This window comes from Pseudomonas sp. GW822-FHT06B12 (assembly GCF_058799675.1).
The window spans coordinates 16,948-29,101 of the sequence record NZ_JBXALR010000001.1; the positions used below are offsets into that span (position 1 = coordinate 16,948).

Genomic DNA, 12,154 nt, shown 5'->3' on the forward strand with positions numbered 1-12,154 from the left:
GCTCGCGATAGCGGTGGATCAGTCGCCATCAATGCTGAAGGTGATGGCCCCATCGCGAGCAAGCTCGCTCCCACAGTGACCGCAGTTTTCTGATCCTTAACCGACAGGCCTTAGTCCGACGACTACTTATTTCTCTGCGTCGAGTCACAACAATGACAAACACTCGCAGCGACTGGGAGCAACGCTTCCAGTCCTTAACAATCGAAGGTCGTGCATTCATTGACGGCCAATACTGCTCGGCACTCAGCCGCGGCACCTTTGAATGCATGAGCCCGGTGGACGGCCGCTTTCTGGCGAACGTCGCCAGCACCGACGAAGCCGACGCGAATGTGGCGGTGCAGGTCGCGCGCCGCACGTTCGAATCCGGCGTCTGGGCCAAGCTGGCCCCGGCGGAGCGCAAGCGCATCCTGATTCGTTTCGCCGATCTGATTCTGGCGAACCAGGAAGAGCTGGCGCTGCTGGAAACCCTCGACATGGGCAAGCCGATCAGCGACTCCATGGCCATCGACATTCCGGCGACCGCCAACGCGATCCGCTGGAACGCCGAAGCCATCGACAAGATCTACGACGAAGTCGCCGCCACGCCTCGCGATCAGTTGGGCCTGGTGACTCGCGAACCGACAGGCGTGGTCGCGGCCATCGTGCCGTGGAACTTCCCGTTGATCATGGCCAGCTGGAAGTTCGCCCCGGCCCTGGCAGCGGGTAACTCGTTCATCCTCAAGCCTTCGGAAAAATCGCCGCTGACGGCGATCCGTATTGCTCAACTGGCGCTGGACGCGGGCATCCCGAAAGGCGTGTTCAACGTGTTGCCGGGCTTCGGTCACACCGTCGGCAAGGCGCTGGCGCTGCACATGGACGTCGACGTTCTGGCCTTCACCGGCTCGACGGCGATTGCCAAGCAACTGCTGATCTATGCCGGGCAAAGCAACATGAAACGCGTCTGGCTGGAAGCCGGCGGCAAAAGCCCGAACGTGGTATTTGCCGACGCGCCGGATTTGCGCGCGGCAGCTACAGCGGCGGCCAGTGCAATTGCCTTCAACCAGGGCGAAGTCTGCACCGCGGGCTCGCGCTTGCTGGTGGAGCGTTCGATTCGCGAGCAGTTCATTCCACTGCTGGTGGAAGCACTGCAAGCCTGGAAACCGGGGCATGCCCTGGACCCAGAAACCACCGTCGGCGCAGTCGTCGATCAGCGCCAACTGGACAACGTGCTGCGCTACATCAGCATTGGCAAAGAGCAGGGCGCCCAACTGATCGCGGGCGGTAGTCGCACCCTCGAAGACACCGGTGGCCTGTACGTGGAGCCGGCGATTTTCGACGGCGTGACCAACGCCATGACCATTGCCCGGGAAGAAATCTTCGGCCCGGTGCTGTCGCTGATCACCTTCGACACGGCTGAAGAAGCATTGGCGATTGCCAACGACAGCATCTTCGGTCTGGCCGCCGGTGTCTGGACCAGCAACCTGAGCAAGGCCCACACCTTCGCTCGCGGTTTGCGCGCCGGCAGCGTCTGGGTCAACCAGTACGACGGCGGCGACATGACCGCGCCGTTCGGTGGGTTCAAGCAGTCGGGTAACGGTCGGGACAAATCGCTGCATGCGTTCGATAAATACACCGAACTCAAAGCGACCTGGATCAAGCTCTAACACTTTTACAGCGGCGGTCGCAGGCGTGTGCCTGCGGCCATCGGAGAAATTTATGAAGCAAAACTCTGTTAAACAAACTCATGTAAACAGCTACTACGCCGCGACCCGCAACGAGACTATCGATTTTCCAGTGCTCGAAGGACTGGTCGAGTGCGATGTCTGCGTCATCGGCGCGGGCTACACCGGTTTGTCGTCGGCCCTGTTCCTCAGTGAGGCGGGCTACAGCGTTACCGTGCTGGAAGCCGCCAAAGTCGGCTACGGCGCCAGCGGTCGCAACGGCGGTCAACTGGTCAACTCCTACAGCCGCGACGTCGATGTCATCGAACAGCGTTATGGCGACAAGACTGCCGAAGTACTGGGCAGCATGATCTTCGAGGGCGCGGACATCATCCGTTCGCGCATCAAGCAATACGACATCAAGTGCGACTACAAGCCCGGCGGTATTTTCGCGGCGCTGAACAAGAAGCAGCTCAAAGGCCTGGCCGAGCAGAAAAGCAGCTGGGAGCGTTACGGCAACCAGAACCTGAGAATGCTCGACGCCAAGGACATCGCCAAAGAAGTCGGCTCGGACAACTACGTCGGCGGCCTGCTGGACATGCAGGGCGGCCACATCCACCCGCTGAACCTGGCACTCGGTGAAGCCTCGGCCATCATCGGCCTGGGCGGCAAGATCTACGAGCAATCGGCGGCGGTGGAAATCACCTACGGCGAGCCGATCACCGTGCGCACCGCCAAAGGCGTGGTACGGGCCAAGTACCTGCTGATCGCTGGTAACGCCTATTTGCCTCAGGACCTCGACAACCGCGTCACCCGCAAGAGCATGCCGTGCGGTTCGCAGATCGTGGTCACCGAGCCGTTGTCGGCCAAAGTCGCCAAGAGCCTGATCACCAACAACTACTGCGTCGAAGACTGCAACTACCTGCTCGATTACTACCGCCTGACCGCCGATAACCGCCTGCTGTACGGTGGCGGCGTGGTCTACGGCGCGCGTGAGCCGGATGACATCGAGCAACTGATCAAGCCGAAAATCCTCAAGACCTTCCCGCAATTGAAGGACGTGAAGATCGACTACCGCTGGACCGGCAACTTCCTGCTGACCATGTCACGCATGCCGCAATTCGGCCGTATCGAGAAAAACGCCTACTACATGCAGGGTTACAGCGGCCACGGCGTTACCTGTTCGCACCTGGCCGGCAAACTGATCTCGGAAATGATCCGCGGCGACGCCGAACGCTTCGATGCCTTCGCCTCGTTGCCGCACATGCCCATGTTCGGCGGCCGCACCTTCCAGGCCCCGCTGACCGCCATGGGCGCCGTGTACTACGCCATGCGTGACCGCTTCGGTATCTAGGTTGCACCTACCGGTGGCCACCCCCAAAGGTCCCGCCGGACAATGCAAGTCAGTTAAATGCAATCCATGTGGGAGCGAGCCTGCTCGCGATGAGGTCATGTCAGCCACCATCGATGCTGCCTGACACACCGCTATCGCGAGCAGGCTCGCTCCCACATTAGGTTTCGCGCCTTGATGGACAATTACCGTCAGCAGGCTCTATTTTTCTGCCGTTTATCGAACCTGCTGAGCAACACGAACAAACGTGATTTAATACCCGCCTTTCACGTTTCTGGGACAGGGAAGCGGTGTTTTTCGCGGCCAAAAGTCGCCCGCCATCCACCCCCATAACCCTTAAGTATTTCTCGCATAAGGCTGTCATGGACACGGGCTCACGACTCAAATTAGTACGCGAAAGCTACAAACTGTCCCAGCGCGAGCTGGCCCGGCGTAGCGGCGTCACCAATGCCACCATCTCCCTGATCGAACAGAATCGAGTCAGCCCCTCCGTCAGTTCCCTGAAAAAACTCCTCGAAAGCATTCCCATGTCTTTGGCGGACTTCTTCACCTTCGATCAGCCACCCCAAGAGCACAAATACGTCTTCCGCGCCAACGAGCAGCCCGACCTGGGCCGTGATGGCCTGCGGTTGCTGCTGATTGGCGCGTCGGTGCCGAGCCGGCAGATGCGGCTGTTGCGCGAGCAATACGCGCCGGGTGCCAGTTCGGGGGAAGAGCCGATTGTGCATGTGGAAGGGGAGGAGTGTGGGCTGGTGACGCGGGGCACGGTTGAGTTGACCGTGGATGGGCAGGTTAGTGTGTTGAATGCCGGGGATGGGTATTACTTTCCGACGACGCTGCCGCATCGGTTTCGGAATATTGGGGCGGATGAGGCTGAAATCATCAGCGCTAACACCCCGGCGAACTTCTGATATCTAAAATGGACGCCGACCTGTAGCAGCCTTTGGCAGTTGCTACAGGCATTCTTCAAAATAAATGGACTTTACTTCATGACCGCACAACGCATCCGCCCCCTCGCACTCTGCGTCTTCCATCACGATGGAAAGATACTGGTCAACGAAGCTTACGACCCCATCAAAAAACAGACCTTCTTCCGCCCGGTCGGTGGCGGCATCGAGTTCGGCGAAACCAGTGCCCAGGCCGTTGTGCGAGAGGTACAGGAAGAACTTGGTTTAGCGATCACAGAAGTTCGCTTGCTCGGTACGCTTGAAAGTCTCTTCACGTACAACGGCACTCCAGGGCACGAAATAGTACAGGTGTACGATGCGAAGTTTGTGGATTCAGGTGTCTACGAATTGTCGCACTTGAACGGTCAAGAGAGCGATGGTGCTGCTTTCATAGCGAAGTGGCATTCTTGCGCAAGCTTCACTGACGAATCGCCGTTGGTGCCTCATGGGCTTTACGAACTGCTGAAGAAAGTTTCATTGCTAGACTGACATCTGGAGTCAAAAAATAAATCTGCCCCCATCGCTTTTCGATCAGATGATCCAATCCGCTTTCAATAGAAAAATCAAGGACGTTACATGGTCAATGTCAAGAAAGTAGCACTGTATGCAGGGATCTTGGGAGCAATAGCATCTGTAGGCGCATTAGTGCTGCCGGACAAAGCAGTTTCGCAGAGCAGTAGTGGCGCCAACAGCCCAGTCATATCTGGAAGTGGGAATTCTGTTACCTATCAAAATGGCTTTCCTGATCTGGAAACTATCAAGGCGCAACGCCCCGATATCAGTGATGAGCAGTATGACGCGATAAAGCCTGGAATGACGTATCAGCAGGTGTTGAGTATAGTCAAAATACCAGGAAAAGAAGCTGGCACCAGTGGAAGTGTACAGGTCTATACGTGGGGTACTGAAGTGTACGTATATATGGTGGTTACCTTTGTGAATGGCAAAGTGCAGTCAAAATCTCACTAGATAAAAGGGGGCGCGGATTTACTTACCACCTAAGCGGGTTCCGCTACTAGGGAAGCATTTTAGTCAAAAATAAATCTGTCCCCTTTGTTACCTCTTTGTTATTCATGTTTGAAGCAGTGAGGCTCAATGCCAACAAACTGCAAAAGCTAGTGGGGCAGTTTGAGGTGAGTAATAACAATCGACGAGGGACGGCGGCTTGAGTCCGTTCTGGGTACGTCCGGCAGAGTTTGTGAGCAACTCCTGTTGGCTCTATGACCGAAAAGAATAGTCACGATATTCGATTGCGGTTAAGCGCCATCCCGTGCCGACTCGTCGCCCGAATCAAACCAGATTGGGCCGCAACTCGTGCACCAGATCAATCAGTGCGCGCAATCGCGCCGGCACGAAGCGATGACCCGAGTAATAAAGCCTCAACCCGCCAAACGACGGGCACCACGGCATCAGCACCGGCACCAGGGCGCCGCTTGCCAGTTCTTCCTGGATGAACCACTCGGAAATGAAACCGATGCCAAGGCCCAACAACACGGCCTGTTTGATGGCCAGCAACTCGTTGAACGCGAAGCGCACCGGCAGATCCATCGGCAACTTCTGGCCGTCGCGCTCCAGTTCCCAATGGTAGAGGCCACCGTGGGCCATGCGCATGCCGATGCTCTGATGGGTGAGCAGGTCTCGCGGGTGCTCGGGCACGCCGTGGCGTTCGAGATACTCGGGCGTTGCCACCACAAGCATCCGGATGTCACCTGACAGCGCCACGGCAATCATGTCTTGCGGTATGGACTCTGCCAGGCGAATCCCGGCGTCGAAGCCCCCGGCGACGATGTCGACCATGCTTGATTCGCTGACGATGTCGATGCGCACCTCGGGATAGCGCTGAGCGTACTGCTTGAACAGCGGCTCCAGCAGCAGGTAGGCCGCGCCATGCGGTGCATTGATGCGCAGTGTGCCGCTGGGTTCGTCGGGGCCGACGCTGGCCTCTTCGCCGGCACTTTTGATCTGCGCCAATGCAGGGGCAATGCGCTCCACATAGCGTTGCCCGATGTCGGTGAGGGCAACGCTGCGCGTGGAGCGATTGAACAGGCGCACTTTCAGGCGCGCTTCCAGGCCGGCCACCGCGCTGCTCACGGCGGTGGTGGACATGCCCAATTCCTGTGCCGCGCCACGAAAACTGCTGCGGCGCGCAACGGCCAGAACCACTTCCAGCTCGGTCATTCCTGTTCTGTGCATGGAGTGTCCTGAAAATGCGGATGCTTCATAAGCCAAAGGATAGCTTATCGGAACAATGAACCCTTCTTAGACTTAGCTTCACAGAGGCTCGATTCAGGCGAGTCATTTTGAACGAGGAGTCGCCATGCAGCGCATTGAACACATCTACATCAACGGCGAGTTCGTCATTCCTCACGGTCAGGAATGGTTCGACCTCCATAACCCGAGCACCGAAGAAGTCATCGGTCAGGTTCGGCTGGGCGATGCACTGGACGCACAGCGTGCCATCGCAGCCGCCAAGGCTGCGTTCCCGGCCTGGGCTCGCACCAGTCGTGAGGAGCGCATTGCGGCACTGCAACGCATGCACCGGGCCGTGGCGGCAAGGGAGGAAGAGCTGCTGGAAGCCATCCTCGTGGAATACGGCGCGCCTGCGGTTCGCGGGCGCTGGATGGCGACTTATCCGGCTGATGTGATTGCGCAAGCGATCGATGCACTGGAGGCGTTCGATTTCGAGGAACAGGTCGGCATGGCCAGGGTCATTCTGACGCCCGTGGGCGTTACCGGTCTGATCACGCCCTGGAACAGCAATGCGGGCTTCATCTGCAACAAGCTGGCCACCGCGCTGGCGGCAGGCTGCACCGCCGTCATCAAGCCCAGCGAGATGAGCGCGTTGCAGACGCAGGTCGTGGTCAGGGCGTTGCACGAAGCGGGGCTGCCACCGGGTGTATTCAATATCGTCAACGGACGGGGCGATGTGGTTGGCGAGGAAATCGCCCGCCATCCCGACGTTGCCAAGATCTCGTTCACGGGTTCGTCCGCTGTCGGCCAGCATCTGGTAAGAACCGGTGCCGACACCATGAAGCGCGTGACGCTCGAACTGGGCGGCAAGTCGCCCACCGTGGTGCTTGACGATGCGGATTTCCAGGCGGTCATGCCGTTGGTGCTGCAAGCCGGATTTCTCAACAGCGGCCAGGCTTGCATCGCGGGCACTCGCATCCTTGTGCCGCGCAGCCGGCTGGCAGAGTTCGAGAGGGTTGCGAAGGAGGGCGTCTCACAGATTCAATCGGGCGATCCGCGCAACGCCGACACCGACATCGGCCCGATGGTGAGCCAGAAACAATGGGAACGGGTGCAGCGCTACATCCGTATCGGCCAGGAAGAAGGCGCGAGGTTGCTGGCAGGTGGCGAAGGTCGCCCGGAAGGCTTGCACGCCGGATGGTTCGTGAAGCCCACGATCTTCACTGATGCCAACAACCGGATGCGCATCGCGCGTGAGGAAATCTTCGGCCCCGTGCTGACTATCATCCCCTACGAGGATGACGCTGATGCGATCAGCATTGCCAACGATACGGACTATGGGCTGAGCGCCCTGGTGCTGGGAAAGAGCCCCGAACGCTGTGTGAATATCGCCCGTCAGATCGATTCGGGACGTGTGCTCATCAACACCCTGGCCCACGAACCGCGTGCCCCCTTCGGTGGATTCAAGCATTCAGGCCTTGGGCGCGAAATGGGCAGGTGGGGGATGAGCGCGTATCTGGAACCGAAGACATTGGTCACGTATGACCCGTTGAAATGACTGGGTCGGATTTCTGTCAGGGAGCACTGGGTGGATAGCATCGGAAACAGGGCGGAAATCGTTCCTGGTTTCCAGGAGAGCTCCGAATGATTGCAACGCAGCTGACTTTTACCGGCGCTGCGGTTTCGTGGGTGACGAACCTGCTACTTACTATTCACCTTCCGGGCTTCAGTTGGCTTGTGTACCGATGGTGAAAGGGTTTTTGTAGGCTAGGCAGGGGTTGATTGCTTAACTGGCGGCAGACCGCTGAGGGCGGGGGCTCGAGCAGGACGTAATATTCCTGATGGCCACGATTGACAAACTCTCACGACTTGTAGGAGTTTAGCCGCCCCGCAGATAAGGCATATCTGCTAATGGCCAAAAAACAGCCATTATTCACCACACAAAGGATTGTCTATGCAAGGTTCAAATACCGTTGCCCAACAGGCGGGCGGTCAGCTGGTGCATGCGCATCAGAACACCCCGCACATGAACATTGCCCGGCAAATCCTCGAATGTCTGTTTCGGCGTCGTAGTCTCGCCCCGGAACAGGATCATGAGCTTTCGTTGCAGGTGCTGGAACCCCATCTGGCGAAGGTAATGCAGGCGGTCGAGAGCGGTCGCAAGGTCGAAATGGTCTTGCCAGCCTTTCCCGGCAAGTCGCCCAGCCGCAAGAAAACCCTCAGCCATCTCCCTGATCTTGCTGAACACCATGCAATCGACGAGTTACACCGCCTGTGTGAGGAGATCCAGGAGATCTATGCGCCGGGCGCGCTGATTCATATCTGCTCCGATGGCTATGTGTTCTCTGACTTGGTGCATGTTCCCGATTCTGACGTCAAGGCTTACACCGACGCTATCCAGGACTACGCCGAACAGCTTTATCCCGGTACGTTCGCCCATTTCGACCTCAGGGATGCCTATCCTCAGCTTGATTGTCTGGACGCCATGCGTGAGGAGATGATGATTGAGCACGGCCAGTCATTGATCCTGTTGCAGCAGCGCTTCAAGGATGAACCGCACATGATGTTGATGTACTGCGGTATCCACCGCTTTCTTTCCGAGGATTACTCGGGGCTCAAGGTATTCGCCGGCATGAGCCTGAATGCGGTGAAGAAGGTCGCCAAGCCGGCCTCCCAGCGGGTGATTCAGCGTAGTGAAGCCTGGAGCGCGCTGTTACTGGCGCGCTACCCGCATTGCCTGCGCCTGTCGATTCACCCGCAACTGGCGGTGTCGACGAAGATCGGTATCCGGCTGGTGCCAACCAGTGACCTGTGGCGTACTCCCTGGCATTCGGTAGCAATCAAACGACGGGGTGTGGTCACCCTCGAAAAACGCAGTAATGTCGATGAGCGCTACCACCGTCTGGTGTTCCGCAAGGGGCGTCCTTGTCACTACGCCAGTGCTCAATGATGACGTCTCGGTTGCGGGTCGAAGCCGTACTCTTCGATTTGGATGGAACCTTGGTGGACACCTTGCCTGACATCACCTGGTGTCTGAACCAGGTGTTACTCGAACACGGTTACCCGACGCTGACTGCGCAAACAGTGCGGGGGTATATCGGTGGCGGGACCACTGCGATGATTGAGCGGGTTGCTGCGCAGTTTGGTATCGCTGATGCGATCGCCCTGCACCAGCGCTACGTGACGCTATATCAGCACAACCTGGTTCAATTTTCCCGGCCATTCAGCGGTGTATTGGAATTGCTCGAAGGCTGCCGCCAGTTACAGCTGCCGCTGGCTATCGTGACCAACAAGGCCGAGGAAATGGCCTTGCAGGTTTCCAGAACATTGCTGCCGCAGAATACTTTCGGGCCGATTCTGGGGCATCGCACGGGCAGGTCACTCAAACCTCAGCCAGATGTGGCATGGGAAGCCGCCCGGCGGTTGTCGGTTGATCCGCAACACTGTTTGTTCGTCGGTGACACAGAGATCGACCTGAAAACCGCCCGTGCTGCAGGTATGTACTCGGCAGCAGTCACCTGGGGGTATGGCCTGACTCATACTTTGAAGGCCCAAGCTCCGAACTTCTGCTGTGAGCAACCGGCCGGGTTGTTGCGCATTCTGCAGCAAGTCTGCGGGACAGCGCATGCGTTCACCGAGCATGGCGATACCGTCAAATCCTATTGATACACAAACCCTCAAGGAAGTTGTTCTATGGAACATAGAGATGCCTGGATCGCTGCCGTCAGCGATTTGCTGGCTGGTTATCTGCTCAAAGGCTCGGATGATTGTTTCGAAACACAAGGCAGAGCGCATCTGGCTCGCAGCCTGGGGCAGTGCTTTGATCAGAACCTGCCAGTGCGTCTGGTACTGCCAGGTTTTCCCTGCAAGTCGCCAAATGCCAGTGACCAGACATTCGGCGTGTTGCCGGATTATGGTGAGGTGATGGCCATCGAGCGCCTCGACCAGCTCGGACAAGCCATCGCCGCGTTGCACGCACCGGGCTGTGTGGTGTCGATCCTCAGCGACGGGACGACGTTCAATGACATTGTTGGGGTGGCCGACGACGTTCGCGCAGCCTACAACCGGGCTTTGCGTGAACTGTGCACCACCCATACGATTCAGTGGGTCAGCATGGAAGACCTGTTCCCGCAGGCCCGTAGTGCCGAGGCGGTTCGCGCCAGCCTGGTCAAGCAGGCCCGTCTACCCTGGAAAAACCTTGGAGAACTGATCGAGCAGAGCCGGCACGATGAATCCCTCAGCCAGGCTCATGACAACCTCTGTAGTCATTTGTACAACGACCTGCGCCTGTGCCGTGAGGGCGGGCAGAGCGAGGACGAGTACCTGCAGCAAATCAACTTCAAAGCCTACCAGATGATGTTTCGCGGGCAGGCATTGAATGCGGCAGTGGATCGTTTCTTCGGCGATGACATTCGATTATCGGTTCATCAGTACAGCAATGCCGGGCCCAAATTTACCTTTGGGTTGGCTGAAGGGCTGACCCGTGTCGACAGCCCCTGGCATGCCGTGCCGGTGTGCAACATCGATGGTAGCCAGCGTCTTCGCGCACGGGCCCAGGTCGACCTCGACCACCATGTGCTGGTCACCTGGCAGGGGCGGCCATGGCTCTACCACCAAACAGAAACCCCGCAGGCCCAAGGTTTCGAATACGAACTGCAAAAGCTTCCGCTATTTGGCCTGGTGGTGCGAGACCCGCTGGGGCTGGGTTTCGAGCGACTGTCCAGCGGCCTGCTGGAGGCATTGGTGGAAACCTTTGGTTTCGTCTGTCTCAAGGGCTGTCGCTTCGACGACCAGGACAGTTTTGCTCGCAGCTGCGAACGCTTTGGCACGCTGTACGAGTGGGCCTTCGGTGCTGTGCATGTGGTCAAGCCCGCGGACAAACCTCAAGGCGTGGTGCACTCGCTGGAGAAAACGCCTTTGCACTGGGACCTGAACATGCTGCCCGACAGCGACGCACAGGTTCAGCGCAATCCGAAATTCTGCGCCAGCAAATTCATGCTGTATTGCAAGACAGCGCCGCAACCGGGCGAGGGGCAGACCACCATCGTCGACAGCCGAAACGTGCTGCGAAAAGTCGGGCAGCAAGTCGCCCGACAATGGCAGGCGGTGAACATCACCTACTACACCAAGATGACCTACTTCGGTGGTTCGCCGCGCATGTACAGCCTGGTGGATCATAACCCCCGTAGCGGCGAACTCATCCTGCGTTACCAAGAGGGCACCGACTCGGCATTGCAGACCCTGAGCCAGTCTGTGCAGGACCATGACGAGGAGGCCCAACAGGCGCTGCTTGAACAGGTCAACGCGCTGGTTTATGACCCGGACTGCCTGATCGCCCATCAATGGAGCGAAGGTGATCTGGTGCTGGTCGACAACTATCGGACGCTGCACGGCCGACTGCCGATGTCGGCGGCTTCCTCCTCGCGGGAGCTGTGGCGGGTGCAGGTTTACTGACCGCTATTGTCTGGCAGGCCCTGGAGACAGGGCCTTGCAAGAAATTCCCTTATAGGTAGTCCGTTTGACGTCATTGGGGCTGCCTTCACATTCGTTTAACTAAACTGGTATTCGTACGAAGCAATGTGTTGAGTAAATAATTTCTCATATAAGTGATATGGAACGCCGAGTATATTTATCTCAATGCAAGGAGGCAGAAGCTCTTTCGAATAATCCAGGATGCTCACGCCAGCGCATGGAATAACCATACCTGCTTCAGTCTGAACAGAAATATTTAGTGCGGACTGATCGTGATGGTTTGTGCAACATTCATTCTGGATTACAGAATACCCATCGGCAGGTTCGAACTGACCAAAAACTACGCCCATGGGTGGATCCCCTTGTTCGAGTGTCGAGTGCCCTACCAAAACATCTCCGCTATAAATTGAGAATCTCTCCACAGTGATGTCTACCTTTTATACAAAAACAGGAAGGGGGGGATTTATTTACTGCCTTGGCGGGTTCCGCTCCTAGGCACAAATCTTGGCCCAAAAATAAATCTGTGGCCCCTTTGTTCTCTATAGACGGACATTGAA

General features: G+C 57.7%; 10 protein-coding genes and 1 pseudogene. 10 read left to right on the forward strand and 1 reads right to left on the reverse strand.

Going from position 1 to position 12,154, the window contains the following annotated elements; genetic code table 11:
• The first annotated feature begins 152 nt into the window (after positions 1-152).
• From AC1RKH_RS00090 to AC1RKH_RS00110, 5 genes are all read left to right on the forward strand, one after another.
• Complete coding sequence (locus AC1RKH_RS00090) at positions 153-1,643, forward strand: aldehyde dehydrogenase (RefSeq protein WP_493060579.1); 1,491 nt, start codon at positions 153-155, stop codon at positions 1,641-1,643.
• Between the two features lie 52 nt (positions 1,644-1,695).
• Positions 1,696-2,994, forward strand: a complete 1,299-nt coding sequence (locus AC1RKH_RS00095; RefSeq protein WP_493060580.1) for an NAD(P)/FAD-dependent oxidoreductase — start codon at positions 1,696-1,698, stop codon at positions 2,992-2,994.
• 359 nt (positions 2,995-3,353) lie between these two features.
• Positions 3,354-3,902 (forward strand): cupin domain-containing protein, encoded by a 549-nt coding sequence (locus AC1RKH_RS00100; RefSeq protein ID WP_427543784.1) that lies wholly within the window; start codon positions 3,354-3,356, stop codon positions 3,900-3,902.
• A 78-nt stretch (positions 3,903-3,980) separates the two neighbouring features.
• Positions 3,981-4,427, forward strand: a complete 447-nt coding sequence (locus AC1RKH_RS00105; protein ID WP_493060581.1) for an NUDIX hydrolase — start codon at positions 3,981-3,983, stop codon at positions 4,425-4,427.
• An 87-nt stretch (positions 4,428-4,514) separates the two neighbouring features.
• Positions 4,515-4,904 carry a hypothetical protein gene (locus tag AC1RKH_RS00110; protein ID WP_493060582.1) on the forward strand — a complete coding sequence of 130 codons (390 nt, stop codon included), beginning with the start codon at positions 4,515-4,517 and terminating at the stop codon, positions 4,902-4,904.
• A gap of 321 nt (positions 4,905-5,225) precedes the next feature.
• Here the strand turns inward: AC1RKH_RS00110 and AC1RKH_RS00115 are convergent, their stop codons facing one another.
• Positions 5,226-6,128 (reverse strand): LysR family transcriptional regulator, encoded by a 903-nt coding sequence (locus tag AC1RKH_RS00115; protein ID WP_493060583.1) that lies wholly within the window; start codon positions 6,126-6,128, stop codon positions 5,226-5,228.
• A gap of 124 nt (positions 6,129-6,252) precedes the next feature.
• Here AC1RKH_RS00115 and AC1RKH_RS00120 point away from each other — a divergent pair, with 124 nt between their 5' ends.
• The 5 genes and pseudogenes from AC1RKH_RS00120 (at position 6,253) to AC1RKH_RS00140 (ending at position 11,579) form a co-directional block, all read left to right on the forward strand.
• Positions 6,253-7,683 carry an aldehyde dehydrogenase family protein gene (locus AC1RKH_RS00120; protein WP_493060584.1) on the forward strand — a complete coding sequence of 477 codons (1,431 nt, stop codon included), beginning with the start codon at positions 6,253-6,255 and terminating at the stop codon, positions 7,681-7,683.
• Positions 7,684-7,777: 94 nt separating this feature from the next.
• A pseudogene (locus tag AC1RKH_RS00125) lies at positions 7,778-7,891 on the forward strand (GNAT family N-acetyltransferase); the annotation flags it as partial.
• 188 nt (positions 7,892-8,079) lie between these two features.
• Positions 8,080-9,075, forward strand: a complete 996-nt coding sequence (locus AC1RKH_RS00130) for an L-tyrosine/L-tryptophan isonitrile synthase family protein (RefSeq protein WP_493060585.1) — start codon at positions 8,080-8,082, stop codon at positions 9,073-9,075.
• Positions 9,075-9,791 (forward strand): HAD family hydrolase, encoded by a 717-nt coding sequence (locus AC1RKH_RS00135; RefSeq protein WP_493060586.1) that lies wholly within the window; start codon positions 9,075-9,077, stop codon positions 9,789-9,791. Before AC1RKH_RS00130 ends, AC1RKH_RS00135 begins: the two co-directional genes overlap by 1 nt.
• Before the next feature lie 27 nt (positions 9,792-9,818).
• The gene (locus AC1RKH_RS00140; protein ID WP_493060587.1) at positions 9,819-11,579 is read left to right on the forward strand and encodes an isocyanide synthase family protein; all 1,761 of its coding nucleotides are present in this window, start codon (positions 9,819-9,821) and stop codon (positions 11,577-11,579) included.
• Positions 11,580-12,154 lie beyond the last annotated feature (575 nt).

What these genes read in the sequence shown, in the direction of transcription:
- AC1RKH_RS00120 (WP_493060584.1), top strand. Translation starts at nt 6,253, where the DNA reads ATGCAGCGCATTGAACACATCTACATCAACGGCGAGTTCGTCATTCCT.
- AC1RKH_RS00105 (WP_493060581.1), top strand. Translation starts at nt 3,981, where the DNA reads ATGACCGCACAACGCATCCGCCCCCTCGCACTCTGCGTCTTCCATCAC.
- AC1RKH_RS00100 (WP_427543784.1), top strand. Translation starts at nt 3,354, where the DNA reads ATGGACACGGGCTCACGACTCAAATTAGTACGCGAAAGCTACAAACTG.
- AC1RKH_RS00095 (WP_493060580.1), top strand. Translation starts at nt 1,696, where the DNA reads ATGAAGCAAAACTCTGTTAAACAAACTCATGTAAACAGCTACTACGCC.
- AC1RKH_RS00115 (WP_493060583.1), bottom strand. Translation starts at nt 6,128, where the DNA reads ATGCACAGAACAGGAATGACCGAGCTGGAAGTGGTTCTGGCCGTTGCG.
- AC1RKH_RS00110 (WP_493060582.1), top strand. Translation starts at nt 4,515, where the DNA reads ATGGTCAATGTCAAGAAAGTAGCACTGTATGCAGGGATCTTGGGAGCA.
- AC1RKH_RS00135 (WP_493060586.1), top strand. Translation starts at nt 9,075, where the DNA reads ATGACGTCTCGGTTGCGGGTCGAAGCCGTACTCTTCGATTTGGATGGA.
- AC1RKH_RS00140 (WP_493060587.1), top strand. Translation starts at nt 9,819, where the DNA reads ATGGAACATAGAGATGCCTGGATCGCTGCCGTCAGCGATTTGCTGGCT.
- AC1RKH_RS00090 (WP_493060579.1), top strand. Translation starts at nt 153, where the DNA reads ATGACAAACACTCGCAGCGACTGGGAGCAACGCTTCCAGTCCTTAACA.
- AC1RKH_RS00130 (WP_493060585.1), top strand. Translation starts at nt 8,080, where the DNA reads ATGCAAGGTTCAAATACCGTTGCCCAACAGGCGGGCGGTCAGCTGGTG.